The 17,228-nt window shown below is 70.0% G+C and carries 15 protein-coding genes and 1 pseudogene; 11 read left to right on the top strand and 5 right to left on the bottom strand.

Going from position 1 to position 17,228, the window contains the following annotated elements; genetic code table 11:
- Positions 1–86 precede the first annotated feature (86 nt).
- The gene (locus ABZ396_RS05615; protein WP_358914928.1) at positions 87–1,655 is read left to right on the top strand and encodes a protein kinase; all 1,569 of its coding nucleotides are present in this window, start codon (positions 87–89) and stop codon (positions 1,653–1,655) included.
- Between the two features lie 188 nt (positions 1,656–1,843).
- Here the strand turns inward: ABZ396_RS05615 and ABZ396_RS05610 are convergent, their stop codons facing one another.
- Positions 1,844–2,290 (bottom strand): tetratricopeptide repeat protein, encoded by a 447-nt coding sequence (locus tag ABZ396_RS05610; RefSeq protein ID WP_358914926.1) that lies wholly within the window; start codon positions 2,288–2,290, stop codon positions 1,844–1,846.
- 289 nt (positions 2,291–2,579) lie between these two features.
- On the opposite strand from ABZ396_RS05610, the gene ABZ396_RS05605 reads away from it, so the two are divergent.
- The 3 genes and pseudogenes from ABZ396_RS05605 to ABZ396_RS05595 form a co-directional block, all read left to right on the top strand.
- Positions 2,580–2,804: a hypothetical protein gene (locus ABZ396_RS05605; protein WP_358914924.1), complete on the top strand. Its 225-nt coding sequence runs from the start codon at positions 2,580–2,582 to the stop codon at positions 2,802–2,804.
- A gap of 531 nt (positions 2,805–3,335) precedes the next feature.
- Positions 3,336–4,493: an alpha/beta hydrolase gene (locus ABZ396_RS05600; RefSeq protein WP_358914922.1), complete on the top strand. Its 1,158-nt coding sequence runs from the start codon at positions 3,336–3,338 to the stop codon at positions 4,491–4,493.
- A gap of 338 nt (positions 4,494–4,831) precedes the next feature.
- A pseudogene (locus ABZ396_RS05595) lies at positions 4,832–5,394 on the top strand (aminoacyl--tRNA ligase-related protein); the annotation flags it as partial.
- Positions 5,395–5,441: 47 nt separating this feature from the next.
- On the opposite strand, the gene ABZ396_RS05590 reads toward ABZ396_RS05595, so the two are convergent.
- Positions 5,442–6,014, bottom strand: a complete 573-nt coding sequence (locus ABZ396_RS05590; protein WP_358914920.1) for a helix-turn-helix domain-containing protein — start codon at positions 6,012–6,014, stop codon at positions 5,442–5,444.
- A gap of 96 nt (positions 6,015–6,110) precedes the next feature.
- Between ABZ396_RS05590 and ABZ396_RS05585 the strand changes: the two genes are divergently transcribed.
- Positions 6,111–6,998 carry an SDR family oxidoreductase gene (locus ABZ396_RS05585; RefSeq protein ID WP_358914918.1) on the top strand — a complete coding sequence of 296 codons (888 nt, stop codon included), beginning with the start codon at positions 6,111–6,113 and terminating at the stop codon, positions 6,996–6,998.
- Between the two features lie 145 nt (positions 6,999–7,143).
- Complete coding sequence (locus tag ABZ396_RS05580; protein ID WP_358914916.1) at positions 7,144–8,124, top strand: nucleoside hydrolase; 981 nt, start codon at positions 7,144–7,146, stop codon at positions 8,122–8,124.
- Between the two features lie 118 nt (positions 8,125–8,242).
- Here ABZ396_RS05580 and ABZ396_RS05575 read toward each other — a convergent pair whose 3' ends face one another.
- Together ABZ396_RS05575 and ABZ396_RS05570 are read right to left on the bottom strand one after the other, a co-directional pair.
- Positions 8,243–9,022: an SDR family NAD(P)-dependent oxidoreductase gene (locus ABZ396_RS05575; RefSeq protein WP_358914914.1), complete on the bottom strand. Its 780-nt coding sequence runs from the start codon at positions 9,020–9,022 to the stop codon at positions 8,243–8,245.
- A 227-nt stretch (positions 9,023–9,249) separates the two neighbouring features.
- Positions 9,250–9,795 carry a TetR family transcriptional regulator gene (locus ABZ396_RS05570; protein ID WP_358914912.1) on the bottom strand — a complete coding sequence of 182 codons (546 nt, stop codon included), beginning with the start codon at positions 9,793–9,795 and terminating at the stop codon, positions 9,250–9,252.
- Between the two features lie 169 nt (positions 9,796–9,964).
- Here ABZ396_RS05570 and ABZ396_RS05565 point away from each other — a divergent pair, with 169 nt between their 5' ends.
- The 4 genes from ABZ396_RS05565 (at position 9,965) to ABZ396_RS05550 (ending at position 15,446) form a co-directional block, all read left to right on the top strand.
- On the top strand, positions 9,965–10,882 hold the full coding sequence (locus ABZ396_RS05565; protein ID WP_358914910.1) for an SDR family NAD(P)-dependent oxidoreductase: 918 nt from the start codon (positions 9,965–9,967) through the stop codon (positions 10,880–10,882).
- A 34-nt stretch (positions 10,883–10,916) separates the two neighbouring features.
- Positions 10,917–11,798 carry an SDR family NAD(P)-dependent oxidoreductase gene (locus tag ABZ396_RS05560; RefSeq protein WP_358914908.1) on the top strand — a complete coding sequence of 294 codons (882 nt, stop codon included), beginning with the start codon at positions 10,917–10,919 and terminating at the stop codon, positions 11,796–11,798.
- A gap of 104 nt (positions 11,799–11,902) precedes the next feature.
- The gene (locus tag ABZ396_RS05555) at positions 11,903–13,354 is read left to right on the top strand and encodes an aldehyde dehydrogenase (protein WP_358914906.1); all 1,452 of its coding nucleotides are present in this window, start codon (positions 11,903–11,905) and stop codon (positions 13,352–13,354) included.
- Positions 13,355–13,799: 445 nt separating this feature from the next.
- Positions 13,800–15,446 (top strand): alpha-amylase family glycosyl hydrolase, encoded by a 1,647-nt coding sequence (locus tag ABZ396_RS05550; RefSeq protein WP_358914904.1) that lies wholly within the window; start codon positions 13,800–13,802, stop codon positions 15,444–15,446.
- A gap of 4 nt (positions 15,447–15,450) precedes the next feature.
- On the opposite strand, the gene ABZ396_RS05545 is transcribed toward ABZ396_RS05550, so the two are convergent.
- Complete coding sequence (locus tag ABZ396_RS05545; RefSeq protein WP_358915195.1) at positions 15,451–16,221, bottom strand: DUF4142 domain-containing protein; 771 nt, start codon at positions 16,219–16,221, stop codon at positions 15,451–15,453.
- A gap of 249 nt (positions 16,222–16,470) precedes the next feature.
- Here ABZ396_RS05545 and ABZ396_RS05540 point away from each other — a divergent pair, with 249 nt between their 5' ends.
- Positions 16,471–17,187 carry a DUF6445 family protein gene (locus ABZ396_RS05540; protein ID WP_358914902.1) on the top strand — a complete coding sequence of 239 codons (717 nt, stop codon included), beginning with the start codon at positions 16,471–16,473 and terminating at the stop codon, positions 17,185–17,187.
- The last annotated feature ends 41 nt before the right edge of the window (positions 17,188–17,228 follow it).

The following is a 17,228-nucleotide window of genomic DNA, read 5'->3' as shown; positions in this document are numbered from 1 at the left end:
GCCACGGGGGGAAGTAGGGCCGTTTTCGTCACTGCGCCGACTTGTTCCGGATATCTGACAAAGGCTGGGGGTACCCGCCTCGCAGCATGGCCCATGGCCGAGTCCGGTACGCGGTGACAGCAACGGAGAACCAGATGAAGGCCCGCCAATCAGCATCCCTGCCGACGCCCGCGCCGGTTCCAGCGAATGAGCAGCCCGCCGAAGTCCTCTCCGGCCGCTACCGGTTGGGCGCGAGAATCGGATCGGGAGGCATGGCCGACGTGTACGAGGGCGTTGACACGCGCCTTCGGCGTCCCGTGGCCGTCAAGGTGTTCCGGCCCGGCCCGGACCCGCAGACAGAAGACCGTCTCACCGCGGAGGCCGTCCTTCTGGCCCGCCTGCAGCACCCGGGACTGGTCACCGTCTACGACGCCGGCCGCCACGACGACCGCACCTACCTGGTCATGCAACTGATCAAGGGCCCCACGCTGCGCGGCCTTTTGGCGTGTGGAGCGCTGCCTGAGCGGCGTGTGGTAAATGTGGGCGCCGCCCTCGCGCGGGCGCTGACCTATGTCCACCGGGTCGGCGTCGTGCACCGAGACGTCAAACCGTCGAACATCCTCCTCGATGCGGCCGGTGCTCCTCACCTGGCCGATTTCGGCATCGCCCGATTGGCCAATGCCACCCGCCACACGGCACCGGACGTGCTGATAGGCACCGCCGCCTATCTGGCACCGGAGCAGGTTGAGGGCAGGCGGATCGGGCCAGCCGCCGACGTCTACGCGCTCGGCCTGGTCCTACTGGAGTGCTTGAAAGGTGAACTGGAGTACCAGGGCACACCGTTGGAAGCGACAGTCGCCCGCCTACACCGCCCACCCGAAGTCCCCACCTGGTTCCCCTCGGAACTCGCGGCCCTGCTGCGGGCCATGACCGCCCAGGACCCCGAGGCCCGCCCGGACGCCGAGCAGTGCGCGCAAGCCCTCGCCTACCAGCACGCCGGACCTGATCCATCCCCCCTGCCGCTCTCGGCGCCCTCCGAGGCGCGCCTTCCGACGCCGCTGGCCGCTCGCCCCGGAAAGGAGGAGCACATACGGCCTCAGGAGGCGGCGGTCACCCGGCGCAACCTTCACCTTCCCGGTGACACTCGCCACAGCCGTCGCCTGGCAGCGGGCACGGCCCTGGCCCTCTCCGTGGCCCTGGGCGCGACTCTCGCCGTCACATCGATCACCAGCGGAAGCGACGACCGGGGAGCAGCGACGCCCGCCGTAACCCCCTCGAACTCGCCCTCCGCTACGGCGACCGCCAAGAGCGGGCCCGGCGCCCTCCGATCCACCCGATCTCACGGCGCTCAGCCCCCCTCTGCATTCGGTGCGTCCCACCCTGCGGCTGCGCCAACCGGATCTCATGCCCAGCCCGTCTCTGGGACACTCGGTGCTTCTTATCCGGCGGCTGCCCCGAGCTTGAGCCGCAGCGCCTCTACACCGACTGCGAACTCGAGGCCGCCCGGATCGGCGTCACCGCCGCCAGGATCCGTGCCGACCGCAACCGGGGCCGCTGGTCCGAGCCAGACGACACCAGCGACGGCGCCAACCACTGGCACGGCGCCCCCATCACCAAGGCCCTCGAAGGGCGGCGCCACTACCGGCGCACCGCCCAGCCCAAGCCCGACGCATTAGAGCCGAGGACGAGGACCAAACCCCGCCGTACTGTTCTTACATGCTCGACCTTCCAGGGGTACCTTGAGACACCCGCTTCAGGAGTTCGGTCCGAGCCCGCTCCGGCTGCTGCCGGCGACCGGCGCGGCGGCCGGACAGAGACGCTGGATTACGCCCCCATCCGGCGTCCTTGATGTCAGCCGTGGATGTCAGAGGCCTTCTGATCCGTAGTTCTGGAGGGATGGTCGTTGGGGGTCAGGAGCCGCTATTCGGCTTCTCAGGGCAGTTGTTGGCCAGAGCCGGTTGCTGAGGTTGCTGTACTTCTCTGCTGTACTGCTTGGGCGGCTTGGTGGGGCGACCGCGAGGTTGTTGCGGTTTCGCAGGGCGTCGGGGTGGGTGTCGCCCAGAACCTGCTCGCGCTGGGCGAGGGTGGCCTCGTACAGAGAAGTGGCCCGCAGCAGTTCCCCCGCCGCTCGGTAGGCGCCGGCGAGGTTGCTGCGTCCAAAGCCCACTGCCTGCCTTCGACGGCCGGCCGCCCTGACGAGCGGCTGGCCCTCCCGAGTGGCCAGCAGCTGCTGGACGCCGTTGCACTCGACGGCTGAGGGCACAGCCAGCTGAGCGCAGAGCGGCCAGTTGAAGCGCTCGGTCACCCTCATGCCGCCGGACACGGTCTCCGCGCTGGCGCTGGCCTAGAAAATCGAACACGTGCTTGAATTTGGTCATGCGACCGTTTCGCGACGACCTCGCCCATACGCAGCAGGAGTGGAGTGCCACCTACCGGCAGCTCGCCGAGCGACCCGGCCGTACCGAGATGCGTCGGCGTCCAAGCCCTGCGGCGTGGTGGGAACTGCGGGACCTGGGGCGGTCACACGGGGACGTGAGTGGGTGGCTTCGCCGATGACGGAATGGGATGCGGGGCCGCATGTCCCGGATGATCCTGAAGGCATGTCCGGCCCGGTTCGCGTGATCGTCCTCCCACCATCGTCGTCGGGTGGCCGGCGCGTACGCGTCGACGGCGAGATTCTCGGCCTGGCCCACAACATGGCCGACGTCGCCGAGTTCCTCCGCCGAGCTGGGCTGGAGATCGACGCGGCAGAGGTGGCGGAGTCACCGTGGATCGAGTGGCGGGGTGTGGGGCCTGTGCCCTGGGGCTCGGAGACCAGCAGCTGACTCCTTACCCAGCCGGGGCGACTCCTTGTGCCAACACGCTTTCCAACCGTGGTGGTGGGGCGTGTTCAGGGGCGTTCACCTGGGTTTCATGGGCGGCTCGCCGCCAGTCGGGGAGCGACTGGCGGTCCGCTTGAACGTCGGTGAACCGGGCTGAATGAGACGGAAATTGAGACGGGCGCGGGGCCGTTGTCAGTGGCTCCTTCTACCCTCCGGCCATGAGCATGCTCGGTGAGTATCTGCGTGTCACGGCCGCTGAGCTTTGCTGAGCGATCCAGGACCCTGACTGGGCGCTGGACTTCGTTGAGGAGGTTCCGGATGCCGAGGAGGAGTCGGAGCCTACGCCGGCCGAGGCGCGTGACTCACCGTCGCCTACGGCTCGGGCTTGGTCGAAGGGCATGGCATGTCTGCGGAGTCATCCCCAGGTGTCCCGTCTGGCCTAACCCTGATGGTGTACGCCATACGGACCAGTCACGATTACGGAGGGGGTCGACTCCTTCACGTAGGGAATCCGCAGACATGAGAGCAACAGACATGGGAGCAATACGTACCGTGCCCAGGGCCCGCCGCCTGCGCCACCTCGCCGTGGCAGCACTCCTGACCGCGACGGCGACCACGATGAGCGCCTGCGGCACCGTCCGGGACGGCGCCGCCCCGGGTACCGCCCAGGGCATGGCGGCGGTGGCCGCGGACGCCAAGTACGTGCCGTGCGGCAACCCGCCGGAGAAACTGGAGAAGATCGACCAGGACTTCCTGGACCAGCTCGCGGCCGCCGACGGCAAGCCGCTGTACGACCTGTCGTACCCGGCCGCCCGTGACGTGCTGAACAAACTCCAGGCGGGCCCGGTCCCGCTGCTGCCCGCGCAGATCACCGAGCGCACCGTGCCGGGCGGCCCGACGGGCCCGGTCAACGTGCACATCGTGCGGCCCGCGGGCGTCAAAGGGACGCTGCCCGGCATCGTCTACATCCACGGCGGCGGCTGGGTCCTCGGCAACTTCAAGACCCACGAGCGCCTCGTCCGCGAACTCGCACATGGCGCCCGCGCCGAGGTCGTCTTCGTCGACTACACGCCCTCTCCCGAGGCCCAGTTCCCGGTCCCGATCGAGCAGGCGTACGCCGTCGCCAAGTGGGTCGGCGCCCACGGCGCCGAGATCAGCCTGGACTCCAGCCGGCTGGCCGTCGCCGGTGACTCGGTCGGTGGCGACATGACCGCCGCGGTCACGATGATGGCCAAGCAGCGCGGTGGCCCGCACTTCCGCCAGCAGGTCATGCTCTACCCGGTCACCGACGCCAACTTCGACACGGCGTCGTACCACCGCTACGCGGAGAACTGCTGGCTCGCCAGGCCCGCCATGAAGTGGTTCTGGAACGCCTACGCTCCCAAGGTCGCCGACCGTGCCAACCCGCTGGCCTCGCCGCTGAAGGCGACCGTCGGGCAACTGCGCGGCCTGCCGCCGGCCTTGGTCATCACCGACTCCGACGTGCTGATGGACTCCGGCAACTCCTATGCCGCGAAGCTCAGGTCGGCGGGGGTGCAGGTGACCTCGTCGCACTACAGCGGAGTCACCCACGACTTCATGATGCTGAACGCTCTGCGTGACACGCAGGCCAACAAGGCGGCGGTCGCCCAGACGACGGCGACCCTGCGCGAGGCGCTCTACGCGTCGACGACCCCCGTCGCCGGTAAGTAGGGCGGCAGCCGTCCTGGATCCGGACGGCGGAACGCGGCGGGCGCGATGACGAGACCGCCGCGTTCCGAGCCCTCCGAAGCCCCGTGCCGGCCCAACAGGCCTGCACGGTCAGACAGCAGGGCGTGCGGCGCGTAATCGCGTTCGCGTTCGCGCTCGGGCTCCGGCGGCGGGACAGCAGCGTCGTGCCTGCCACGACGGCTATCGGCGTGCGGGCTGTCGACGAGCCGCCGTGATCAGACCGACATCACGAGATTGCTGACAGACCCGATTTCAGGAAGCGCCATCACCGTGGGGCGAGGCTTGCGTGCGGTCCCTCCTGAACGGAGGACGACGGCTCCGCCGCCGAGGGGGAGGCCGCGTTCTACGGCCCGAAGATCGACGTACAGGTCGCCGACCCGGCGGGGCGGGAGTCGACCCTGTCCACCGTGCAGATCGACTTCCATCAGCAGGAGCGGTTCGATCTGCGGTACCTCGGGGCGGAGGGGGCAGACACCGGCCGTGATGGTGCACCGGAGCGTGATCGGGAGTGTGGACCGGGCCGTCGCGCATCTTCTTGAGGTGCACGGCGGGGTACTTCCGGCCTGGCTGGCGCCGGTGCAGCTGCTTGTCCTGCCGGTCGACGAACCGCAGCTGGCGGGCGCGGAGGCGCTGGCCGCTGCGGCGGTCGCGGGCGGGCTGCGGGCCGAGGTCGCCGGCCCCGATCAGGGGAGCCTGGGGGCGCGGGTGCGGGGCGGCAGGCTCGTGCCGTACCAGCGGTGAGCGTGAGGCCGAGGCGGGGCTGGCGGCCGTACGGCTGCGGGACGGGCGGCGACCGGGGGCGTTGCCGGTGGCGGAGCTGGTGCGGCGGGTCGGGGAGCGGGTGGCGGGGCGCGGGGCCGGGCTCTGGCACGAGGACGAGTGACGGCGCGACCGGGGGGAGTCGAGTGGCGGCGGTGGGTGGGGGCGCCGTCAGGTGAGGGTGGTTGCTGCCTTGTGGAGTTCGGTGAGGGAGTCGCGGGCCAGGCCAGGGAAGGGGCGGTCGTTCTCCGGGGTGATCCACTGGGCGAAGGCCATGCTGAACGCGCGGAGGCCCAGGTCGGCGGCGAGGCTCGCGGCCGGGTCGGGTACACCGCGTCGGCGGAGCGCGTCGGCCAGGGTTGCCGCCAGGTTGAGCTCCTTGAAGGCCAGGCGCTCCCGCAGCTCGCTGTGGCCGGCGATGACCGCGCTGAGGCGGGGGGCGAACTCGCGCTGCTCGGGGGTGAAGGAGGCGGTCAGGGCGTCCAGGGCCACGGCGACCGCCTCCAGCGGGGTCGCGGTGTCGGGTGCGGCCGCGACGCCCTCCGTGAGGAGGCGACTGTGTACCTCCTGCCCGGCGAACAGCACCTCGCGCTTGTCTGGGAAGTGCCGGAAGAAGGTCGTCTTGGTCAGTCCGGCCCGCTCGGCGATCTGGGCGACGGTGGTGCTGTCGTAACCCTGCTCGCCGAACAGGTCGAGTGCGGACCGCACCAGTCGGAGTCGCGCGTTCGGTTCCCATCGAGCCATGGGGACAGCTTAGGTGATGTGACTCGGTACCGTCACAGTGCTACGGTGACGGTACCGAGTCACATCACCTACTTGGGCGTTCTCGGGAGAGCTGCCATGCGTGTTTTCGTCACCGGCGCCAGCGGTCATATCGCCTCCGGCGTCATCCCCGAACTGCTCCGGGCCGGGCACGAGGTCGTCGGCCTCGCCCGGTCCGACGACTCCGCCGCCGCCGTGACGGCACTGGGCGCCGAGGTGCGCCGCGGTGACCTGGCGGACCTGGACGGTCTGCGGGCGGCCGCCCGCGAGGCCGACGCCGTGGTCCATCTCGCCTTCGACCACACGGCCATGGCCGCCGGGAACATGGCCGGCGCCGCGGCCACCGACCTGGAGGTGACGCGGGCGTTCGGCGAGGTGCTCGCCGGCACCGGCAAGGCCCTCATGGGCATCGGCATGGGACTGGAGGGCAACGAGCACATCGAAGAGACGGTCAACGCCAATCCGCGGTCCGCCACGCGGAGGCTGCTCGGTGAACTCACCGACCAGGGCGTGCGGACCGTGGCCGTCGGAATCCCGCCGGTCGTGCACAGCACGCGGGACCGGGGCGGGTTTCTGCCGATGCTGATCCGGATCGCCCGGACCACGGGCGTCTCCGGCTACCCCGGCGACGGCGGGAACCGGTGGCCCGCCGTACACACGCTGGACCTCGCCCGGCTCTACCGGCTGGCCCTGGAGAAGGCACCGGCGGGAGCGCAGCTGCACGCGGCGGCCGACGAGGGCGTCATGGTGCGGGAGATCGCCGAGGTGATCGGGGGCCGTCTGGGGGTGCCGGTCGAGAGCGTTCCGGCTGATCGGATCGCCGAGCACTTCGGGTTCTTCGGTGCGTTCGTATCGATGGATGTGCCGGTGAGCAGCGCGCGGACGCGGGAGTTGCTGGGGTGGGAGCCGGTCGAGCCGGGGCTGATCGCCGATCTTGAGGAGGGGCACTACTTCAAGAACGATTGATTCCGGGGTGGCTGGTGGGGGTGGGGCGGCGCGGCGCCGTTGGGGGTGGTCGCGCGGTTCCCCGCGCCCCTTGGGTCGGCTGTCGTGCTGTTCGCTGGAGTGTTCTGGTGGGCGCATAGAGTCGGGGGTGACGGAAGGAGCCCCCGTGGCCGGTCAGCCCATTCCCGTGATCATCGACTGTGACACCGGTGTCGACGACGCCCTCGCCCTGCTGTTCGCCGTCCGCCACCGGGGGCTCGATCTGCGGGCGGTGACCTGTGTCGCCGGGAACACGGACGTGGACGGGGTGGTCCGGAACACCCTGACCGTGCTGGAGCGGGCCGGGGCCGGGGACGTGCCCGTCGCGCGGGGGGCCGAGCGGCCGCTCATCGAGGCGGTCCGCTCGGCCCGGCATGTGCACGGCACCGACGGCATGGGGGACCTGGGCCTGCCCGCGCCCACCCGCCGCCCGGCCGGCGTCGACGCCGTCACCCTGCTCCGCCACGAGATCCTCGCCTCGCCCCGCCCGGTCACCCTCGTCCCGACCGCGCCGCTCACCAACATCGCCCTGCTGCTGCGCACCCACCCCGAGGTCACCCGCAACATCGAGCGGATCGTCTTCATGGGCGGCGCGGTCGCCACCGGGAACGCCACTCCGGTGGCCGAGTTCAACGTGTGGCACGACCCCGAGGCCGCCGCGATACTGCTCACCGCCGGAGTGCCGATCACCATGTACGGCCTGGACGTCTTCCAGCGGGTCGTGGTGCCGGGCGCGGAGGTGCGACGGCTGCGCGCGAGCGCGGAACCGGGTGCCCGGCTCGCCGGTGAACTGCTCGCGCACCGGCCCACCGCCCCGGACCCGGACGGCGACGACCCGGCCGGCGGCCTCGGCGACGCGGGCGCGGTCTGCGCCGTCGCCGACCCGGCCGGCCTGACCACCGGCCACCTCCCGGTCGAGGTCTCGCTGGCTCCCGGCCCGACCCGGGGGCAGACCGTCGTCGACCGCCGCCCCCGCCCGGGCGAGGCCGAGATCCATGGCGGCGGCCGCGAACTGGCCATGGTGGACGTGGCACTGGACGTGGACGTGGCACGGTACGTGAAGCTGTATCTGGAGACAGTCGCCACCACCTGGACCAAAGGCCACTGAAGACCACGGCGCGCCCCGGCTCTGCTCGTGGGCGAGGCATTGTGCCGACCCTTGTTGGTCCCGCTCATCGTCGTATCGGGCGGTTGGCGTGGGCGGGTTCTGGTTTCCGGCGCGGCGTTCACGTGACTGACCGGATCGTGCCTCCATCGACACGGATGGTGGCGCCGCTGATGTAGTCGGCGTAAGGGCTGGCGAGATAGGCGACGGCTGCGGCGATTTCGACCGGGCGGCCGAATCGGCCAATGTCGTTGGGTATGAAATTGTCGGCGGCGTTGCGTTCGATCTCCTCCCAGGTTTGGCCCCAGCCATGCTCCGGGGCCATCTGGGTGAGCATGTTCTGCACGGAGTCGACCATGATGGCTCCTGGTGAGACCACGTTCGACGTTACGCCCGTGCCCTTCAGCTCCCGCGCGAGGGAGACGGCGAGGTTGTGCCGGGCGGCTAGCGAGGCGTTGTAGTGGGGCTGCGTGGCCATCGGCTGCGAAGCCAGGCCGCCGCCGATCTGGATCACCCGTCCCCACCCCCGTTGCCGCATGCCCGGGACGAGCCGGCGGATCATGCGTACCCCGGAGACAACGTTGACCTCGTACGTGCGCGTCCAGGTCTGCGCGTCGGCTGCATCCCAGCCGGCGTGGTCGTAGGCGCCGGCGTTGTTGACCAGGATGTCGGCCTCTCCGGCGATGCGGGCCACCAAGTCCGCGCCTTCGTCTGTGGTGAGCTCGGCGACTGCCGAGCTGACCGCGCCGATCGTCTTTGCCACCGCATGGGTCCGGGCCTCGTCTCGGCCGTGGACGACGACATCGGCGCCCTCCGCGGCGAGCATCCGGGCGATCGCCTCGCCCAGACCGGAGCTGGAGCCCGTCACAAGGGCCCGGCGGCCTTTCAGCTTCAGATCCATCCTGTTGTCCGTCCTTCCTGTCCGCCATGCTTGGGGCCCGCAGCCTTCACTTGTGGGTTCTGAGACTCGACCTCGCAGGTCAGTCCAGCCGCTCGCCCGCAAGTTGACTCTCTGCGAGCCCTTGGTGATGTGCCCCGCCGGTGGTCCTTCGGCGGAGCATCCCGGGTTTCAGGCACCCCTTCGCTCGTGGCTTTGACTGCGCCCGTAAGACCGAGGCGCGGTGGGGGTCAGGCGGCGCCGAGGCCGCGCAGGAAGGTGTCCGCGACGAGGTCGGCCGCCTGCGGGGGATCCACTTCAGGGAACTGGTGGGCGATGCTGTCGACGAGATCGTCGAGAACCGTTCGTGTCCAGGCTGCGTCGATGTCGGCGCGCAGATGGCCCTCATCGGCAGCACGCCGGAGGAAAGCGTTCAGGCGCTCACTCTGCTCCTCGCGGCGAGCGCGGGCTTCAGGGTCCTTCTGCATCATGCGGCGCGTGTCGACAGGCCACTCCCGGCTGACGGGGATGATCCCCTCCAGGTAGCGGTGGAGGGCGACCGGCACTGGGGCCTCGGTCAGCCGTGCCTCGTCCAGGACCCGCTCGGCGGAGTCGAGTTTGGCCTGGAAGACGGCGCGTAGCAGCGCCTCCCGGTTCGCGAAGCGGCGATGGACGGTGGTGCGGTCCACACCCGCCGCGGCGGCGATGGCTGCCATCGATGTGCTCGGGTCCTCCGCCAGGAGGCGGGCCCCGGTGTGGAGGACAGCGATCACGTTGCGTGCGGCATCAGCTCTCATTGTCCGGCCATCCTAGCGGGAGTGGTGGTTTCGACTCGATCATCTCATCGTGAGTTGCATCTCGTTAGACAACAACAACGCTAGTGTTGCGTTTCTTGCAGGAACGCCTACATTGAAGTTGCGCGCCCTGACGGGCGAACGAAAGCGACGAGATGATGAGGAGTGCGCCATGACACGGACTTGGCTGATCACCGGTGGTTCTCAGGGGTTGGGCAGGGCTCTGGTTCTCGAGGCTCTGGAGGCCGGTGATCGAGTCATCGTTACTTCGCGCAGGCCGGAGGCTCTGGCCGAGCTGAAGGCGGAGCATCCGGAGCGGCTGGAGACCGTGGCGCTGGACGTCATGTCGCCGTCCGAGGCCCGGGACGTGGTCGCGGCCGCGGTGGCGCGATTCGGCACCGTCGACGTCGTCGTGAACAACGCCGGCTATGCGACCAGCGGTTCGATCGAGGACTTCCCGGAGGACGAGTTCCGGGCGCAAGTCGAGGCGAACCTGTTCGGTGTGATCAACGTGACCCGCGCTGCGCTGCCCGTGTTGCGTGGGCAGAGGTCAGGGCACATCGTCCAGATCTCGTCCATCGGCGGCCGGGTCGGCGGCACCCCCGGGCTGAGCGCCTATCAGACGGCGAAGTTCGGGGTCGAGGGCTTCTCCGAGGTGCTGGCGAACGAGGTGGCCCCGTTCGGCATCAAGGTGATCATCGTGGAGCCGGGCGGTATCCGCACCGGCTGGGCCGCCGGCGCCGCGGAGCCGTCCGGTCCCGTCACCCCTGACTATGAGCAGACGGTCGGTACATGGCTGGCCAGGTTCGCGGGGTACGCCGGGAACGAGCCCGGCGACCCGGACCGTATGGCCCGCGCGATCATCGGCGCGGTGGGCGCCGAGGAGCCCCCGCGCAGGCTTCTGCTCGGCAGCGACGCCCTGGGCATCGCCATCAGCTCGGAGGAAGGCCGTCTCGCTGAGGCGAACAAGTGGGCCGAGGTCAGCCGCTCCACGGACTACCCCACACCTGACACAGCGTCGGCGCGGCACTGCGGCGGACTGGCTCAGGCCCCGGCATCCCCCGCGCCGGGACCGCGGCCCCGCTCCTGAGCGGGCCACTGTTTCGCAGTAGAAGCGAGAAGCAATGACCAAGACCCTTTTGATCTCCGGTGCGGCCGGTGGCCTGGGTGGCCGCGTCGTCGAGGCTGCTCTCGCGGCTGGCCACAACGTGGTTGCGACCGACCTGTTGCCTGATGCGGTGCCCGTCCCCGACCAGTACCGTGACCGGCTGCGCGTGCGGGCCATGGACGTGACCGACGCGGCTGCCTCTCGCGACGCCGTCGCCTACGCCATCGCCGAGTTCGGCGGTGTCGATGTGCTCGTGAACAGCGCCGGCGCCCGCGGTGTGGGTTCGATCGAGGACGTGCCCGAAGACGAGTTCCGCCGCGACATCGAGGTCAACTTCTTCGGCGCGGTCAACACGGTGCGGGCCGTGCTGCCCGTGATGCGTCCGCGGCGTTCGGGATGCATCGTGAACGTCTCCACCATCGGAGGTCGGCGTAACCAGCCGGGCCTGGGTGCCTACCAGTCGTCGAAATGGGCGCTGGGCGGGTTCACCGAGATCCTCGCCCGCGAGGTAGCGCCTATCGGGATCCGTGTCACGTTGGTCGAGCCAGGAGGAATCCGGACCCCGTGGGCCGCTGCTCCGATGCCGCTGCCGGTCATCCATGACGAGTACGAGCAGACTGTCGGCGTCTTCGCCCGTACCTACCGCAACAACCCCGACGTGCAGCGAGGCGACCCCGCCAAGATGGCCGCCGCGATCCTGCGGCTCGTCGACGAGGCAGCACCGCCGGTGCGGCTCCTCCTCGGTTCCGACGCGGCCTGGCTCGCCCCGCAGATCACCGGTGCCCGCGCCGCGGAGGACGCGGCGTGGCGCGAGGTCAGCCTCTCCACAGACCGGGACGGACTCGGCGACTTCGCCGACACTGCGGTCGCACAGATGGTCCGCCCGGCCAAGAGCTGAGGCACGCGTCGTCGGCGCCGCGACCGTCACTCCGAACGTCCGGGCCCGTCCCTTCCAGACCCCTTCCCCCGCAACTACGTTTCACAAGAAGGAACTGAAAAGACATGACTGTCCGCGACAAGCTCTACATCGGCGGTTCCTGGGTCGCCCCCAGCAACCCGGACCTCCTGCTCGACATCCCCTCGCCGCACGATCAGTCCCTGCTGGGCAGCGTGGCCCAGGCTGCGCCCGCCGACGTGGACGCGGCCGTCGCCGCTGCCCGGCGGGCCTTCGACCTCGGGCCCTGGCCGCACACCACGCCCGAGGAACGGCAGGAGATCGTCCGGCGTTACGACGCCCTGCGCGCGGCGCGTGCCGACGAGGTCGCCGCGGCGATCTCCGCCGAGAACGGCTCGGCCGGCTGGTTCACCAAGGTCGGGCAGCCGTTCCTGACCCGTCAGGTCAAGGCCTACCTCAAGGCGGCCGAGGAGTTCGGTTGGGAGGAGGTCGTCGAGCCGTCCGACCCGTCGGTGGCGTTCGACACCATCGTGCGCCGCGAGGCGATCGGCGTGGTCGCCGCGGTCATCCCGTGGAACTCTCCGTTCTCCGCGGCCACCGCCAAGCTGGTCCCGGCACTGCTGGCCGGCAACACCGTCGTCCTCAAGGTCTCCCCGGAGAACTCCCTCAGCATGGCGCTGCTGGCGGACCTTTGGCATGGGGCCGGCCTTCCCGCCGGAGTGCTCAGCGTCCTGCCGGCGGACCGGGAGACCAGCGAGTACCTCGTCTCGCACCCCGGCGTGGACAAGATCTCCTTCACCGGCTCCACCCGTGCCGGCCGGCGCATCGCCTCGATCGCCGGGGAACACCTCAAGCGGGTCGGCCTGGAACTGGGCGGCAAGTCCGCCGCGCTCATCCTGGAGGACGCGGACCTGTCAGCTGCCGTGCAGGGCCTGCGGTTCGGCTCGCTGGGCAACAACGGCGAGGCCTGCATCCTGCAGACCCGCATCCTGGCCCCCCGCAGCCGCTACGAGGAAGTCGTCGCCACGGTGAAGGAGATGGTCGAGTCCCTGAAGGTGGGCGACCCGTCCGCTCCGGACACCTTCATCGGCCCGATGATCCGCCCCGACCAGCAGCAGCGCGTCATCGACTACATCAAGATCGGCATAGCGGAGGGCGCCCGCCTCGTCACCGGCGGCCCGCAGGTCCCCGAGGGCCTGGAGAAGGGCAACTACGTCACCCCGACCGTGTTCGCCGATGTCGACAACAACATGCGCATCGCCCAGGAGGAAATCTTCGGCCCGGTCCTGGCCGTGATCGCCTACGACGACGAGGACGACGCGGTCCGCATTGCCAATGACTCCGAGTACGGCCTGTCCGGTGGCATCTGGACGGCGGATCCGGAGCGGGCCCTGACCGTCGCCCGTCGGCTGCGCACCGGCACGGTCACCCTGAACGGCTCGCCGGTCAGCTTCGACGGCCCGTTCGGCGGCTACAAGGCGAGCGGGCTGGGCCGCGAGTACGGCAAGGTCGGCCTGACCGGCTACGTCGAGCACAAGTCGATCACCCGCAACCGGTAGTCACCGCCCACCGGATGGGCCGCCCGAAACGTGATCGCGCCCGTCCAGCCCCTCTCGTCCGGCCTCTCGCGGCTCCGCGGAAGCCCGTGCTTGCCATCAGAAGAAATCCTGGCCGATCGAGGGAAGGCCCTCAGCCAGAAGGTCTTCGGAGCAGTGAGCAGAATGCATCGTGAAAACCGCACGTCGGATGGTCTGGTGTGCGTAGGTGTCTGCTCGGCCCCCACCGGCGCCGCCCGTTACCGGACCTGGCCCGGGCGCTCGCCGACGCGGCCCATGGTCGTGTGACGTGCCGATGTCTGCGAACCTGCTCTGTATCAAGGGACGTTCGGGGTCATGACAACTCCCTCACGCAGGGAATGATCCGCTCCGGGCGGTGTGAAGGTTCCCTTTCTCGGCAATATGGACAGACTTGTTCTCTGTGCTTCTCCGCCCGAAAGGAACGCCCGTGGTCGACCTCTCGTCCAGGAACCCCGACTGGTGGCGTCAGGCCGTGATCTACCAGGTGTATCCGCGCAGCTTCGCCGACGCGGACGGTGACGGGCTCGGTGACATCCGGGGCGTCACCGAGCGGCTGTCCCATCTGGGCGCGCTCGGAGTGGACGCCCTGTGGCTCAGCCCGTTCTACCCGTCCGAGCTCGCCGACGGCGGCTACGACGTCGCCGACCACCGGGACGTCGACCCCCGGCTGGGCACCCTGGACGACTTCGACGTGATGGTCGCCGAGGCGCACCGGCTGGGCCTGAAGGTGATCGTCGACATCGTCCCGAACCACACCTCGCATCTGCACCCTTGGTTCCAGGAGTCCCTGCTCGCGGGCCCCGGCTCGGCGGCCCGCGAACGTTACGTCTTCCGGCCCGGCCGCGGCGAGCACGGCGAACGCCCGCCCTCGGACTGGCAGTCGGTGTTCGGCGGCAGCGCCTGGCACCGGGTCCCGGACGGTGAGTGGTACCTGCATCTCTTCGCCCCCGAGCAGCCCGACCTGAACTGGGAGCACGAGGAGGTACGCGCCGACTTCCGCACCACCCTGCGCTTCTGGTCCGACCGGGGCGTCGACGGCTTCCGCGTCGACGTGGCGCACGCACTGGTGAAGGACCTCGCCGACCCGCTGCGGGACGTGGCCGAGTACGGCGCGACCGGCCAGGAGGCGCTGGAGCGGGTAGCGCCCGGCACGCACCCCTACTGGGACCGCGACGAGGTGCACGAGATCTACCGGGACTGGCGCAAGATCTTCGACGCCTACAGCCCGCCCCGCACGGCCGTCGCCGAGGCCTGGGTGCCCGGCGCCCGCCGCGCCCTCTACGCCCGCCCGGACGAACTCGGCCAGGCCTTCAACTTCGAGTATCTGCAGACTCCTTGGGACGCTCAGGCGCTCCGGGAGGTCATCACCGGCTCTCTCGCCACCGCCCGCGCGGTCGGCGCCTCCGCCACCTGGGTGCTCTCCAACCACGACGTCGTACGGCATGCCTCCCGGCTGATGCTCCCGCCCGGCACCGACGAGAACGCCTGGCTGCTGTCCGGCGGCCGAGCCCCGGAGACCGATGCTTCTCGTGGCCTCCGCCGTGCCCGCGCCGCCACCCTGCTGATGCTGGCGCTGCCCGGATCGTCGTATGTCTACCAGGGTGAGGAACTCGGCCTGCCCGAGGCCACCGACCTGCCCGAAGACGTCCTCCAGGACCCGATCTGGGAACAGACGGCCCATGTCCGCAAGGGCCGCGACGGCTGCCGGGTGCCGCTGCCGTGGAAGGTGACCGGCCCGTCGTACGGCTTCGGGTCGGGCGGTGCCTGGCTGCCGCAGCCGGAGTGGTTCGCGTCGTACGCCGTCGAGGCACAGGACGGTACGGCGGGCTCCACCCTGGAGCTCTACCGCACCGCGCTGCGGCTGCGCCGCAAGCTGATCGAGGGAGAGACGCTGACCTGGGCCGAGGCGCCCGCGGATGTGCTGCACTTCGCCCGGTCGGAGGGCTGGCGTTGCGCCACGAACGTGTCGGACGCGCCGGTGCCCCTGCCGCCGGGCGAAGTGCTGCTGGCCAGCGTGCCGCTGCCGCATGACGGCACGCTGCCGCCCGAAACCACGGTGTGGCTGGGCGCCTGACGACTCAGCCGACGGTGGGGCTGGGGGTCACCCCGGTCCCCGTGTCGGTGCCGGTTCCTGTGCCGGTTCCCGTCCCGCTGCCGTTCTCGCCCGGCAGCGCCGGCGGGCTGGTGGTGCTGTTGACCGGCGGGGTGAGGACGACCTCCGGCTGGCCCGCAGCCGGGGGCGGCGGGGTGAGGTCGGTGGCGGGCAGCTTCGGCGGGGTCGTCTCCTGGAAGAGGACCGACGGGAAGTCGACCAGGCCGGTCTGTTCCATCACCGTGATGTGGTCCAGGACCGTGTCGTTGGCCTGGTCGGCCAGGGTCCGCACCAGGGTGTTCTGGGTGGTGGAGCGGATCTTCGCGATGGTGTTGAAGATCGAACCGTGCGTGATCCGGAGGATGTTGGCGAAGTCCGTGTCGAACTGCTTGCCCGTGTCCGCGGTCAGGGTGTTGATGAACCCCTGCTGCTGGGGCGAGGGCTGGTTGGGGATGGTGATGTTGAGCATGGGGGCGACCTTGCGGCAGGTGGCGTCCAGCGCCGCGTGACCGTCGATCAGGTGCTTGCCCGCGGTGATGACCGCGGGGGACGTGCCCTTTTTCAGGGCGAGTTGACCCACGGGGTACTCCCACAGCCCGGCCGCGCGCACCTTCACCACGAAGTCACGGTCGCCCTCCGTCAGCGGCCCCCACTGGGTGGTGGCGATCACGCGAGTGGAGTCGCTGGAGACGGTGTTCAGACCCAGCATGCTCGGGTAGGCGAGTGCCGCGAGGGTCAGACTCAGGGCTCCGCCCACGAAGAGAGTTCCCGTCGCGTTCCGCGAAAAGCGCACCGGTGCCTCCTGCCGGTAGGGGTCCCGCGCAGGGGCGGGGTCGGACACCGGTGAATACGGATGGGCGAAGCACCGGAAACCTTTTGGTTTGGCAAAGAAGTTGTGAGGTACTGCCCTGCAAGGGGCGCCGCCTTCCCATGACTTGCCCAGGAGAAGGTGATGTCTTCCCCTCGCGGGTGTGGTCATGACAAAGTTGCGGGCTAGCTTCGCCGTATGCCCCCACAGCCACCACTCCCGCGCGTTCCCCACGGCGTCGCTCCCGGCCGGGGTCCCGCCGCGCTGCCCGTGCTGCCCTACCGTAAGCCCACCAAGGGCCGCGACTACTGGGTGTTCGACGACGTCCTGCCGGACGTGGACGCCGTACGGGAACGCTGCCTGGCCAAGGACGACTGGGTCCAGGGATACCCGTACACCTCGGAGACCTGGCCCGGACTGCGCACCATGCCCGGCCTCGAACCCGCCGAACTCGCCGTCGTGGAAGGCCTGGTGAAGCAGGCCACCGGCGCCGGGAAACTGTGGGTGCAGCAGGCACCCGGCGGCGGCACCCTCAACCACAACTGCGTGCAAGTCGTCGGCGAGGGCGAGAGCGAGCCGCGCCCGCACACCGACTCGCGGGCACTGTGCCGGTACGCGGCGGTGCTGTATCTCAACCCGGGTGTCGCCAAGGACTGCGGCACCGCCTTCTACCGCCAGTCACTGCCCGGCGGCCGGCTCGGCGGCAACATCGTCCAGGCCCCGCACAACAACCTCGTCGAGGCCCTGGGAACCCGGTTCGTCCCGGCCGACCACTTCGAGGAGGACGTCCGCGTCCCGCACCGGTACAACCGGCTGCTCCTCTACAACGCCAACCTCGTGCACAGCGCGACCGGTTACGCCGGAAAGACGCTGGAGGAGAAGCGGATGACGGCGGTGTTCTTCTGGATGGCGTGAGCGGACGCCCTTGTCATGGCGGCCATTTGTAACTGCCGCAG

The sequence above is a fragment of the Streptomyces sp. NPDC005866 genome (assembly GCF_040629895.1).
Classification (GTDB): Bacteria; Actinomycetota; Actinomycetes; order Streptomycetales; family Streptomycetaceae; genus Streptomyces.
Note: the sequence above shows the minus strand (reverse complement) of the source record. Positions and strands in the feature narration are given on the sequence as shown.

Bases quoted from the DNA above. Each gene is read 5' to 3' on its own strand.
- ABZ396_RS05615 (WP_358914928.1), top strand. From the start codon at position 87: ATGGCCCATGGCCGAGTCCGGTACGCGGTGACAGCAACGGAGAACCAG.
- ABZ396_RS05610 (WP_358914926.1), bottom strand. From the start codon at position 2,290: ATGAGGGTGACCGAGCGCTTCAACTGGCCGCTCTGCGCTCAGCTGGCT.
- ABZ396_RS05605 (WP_358914924.1), top strand. From the start codon at position 2,580: ATGTCCGGCCCGGTTCGCGTGATCGTCCTCCCACCATCGTCGTCGGGT.
- ABZ396_RS05600 (WP_358914922.1), top strand. From the start codon at position 3,336: ATGGGAGCAATACGTACCGTGCCCAGGGCCCGCCGCCTGCGCCACCTC.
- ABZ396_RS05590 (WP_358914920.1), bottom strand. From the start codon at position 6,014: ATGGCTCGATGGGAACCGAACGCGCGACTCCGACTGGTGCGGTCCGCA.
- ABZ396_RS05585 (WP_358914918.1), top strand. From the start codon at position 6,111: ATGCGTGTTTTCGTCACCGGCGCCAGCGGTCATATCGCCTCCGGCGTC.
- ABZ396_RS05575 (WP_358914914.1), bottom strand. From the start codon at position 9,022: ATGGATCTGAAGCTGAAAGGCCGCCGGGCCCTTGTGACGGGCTCCAGC.
- ABZ396_RS05570 (WP_358914912.1), bottom strand. From the start codon at position 9,795: ATGAGAGCTGATGCCGCACGCAACGTGATCGCTGTCCTCCACACCGGG.
- ABZ396_RS05565 (WP_358914910.1), top strand. From the start codon at position 9,965: ATGACACGGACTTGGCTGATCACCGGTGGTTCTCAGGGGTTGGGCAGG.
- ABZ396_RS05560 (WP_358914908.1), top strand. From the start codon at position 10,917: ATGACCAAGACCCTTTTGATCTCCGGTGCGGCCGGTGGCCTGGGTGGC.
- ABZ396_RS05555 (WP_358914906.1), top strand. From the start codon at position 11,903: ATGACTGTCCGCGACAAGCTCTACATCGGCGGTTCCTGGGTCGCCCCC.
- ABZ396_RS05540 (WP_358914902.1), top strand. From the start codon at position 16,471: ATGCCCCCACAGCCACCACTCCCGCGCGTTCCCCACGGCGTCGCTCCC.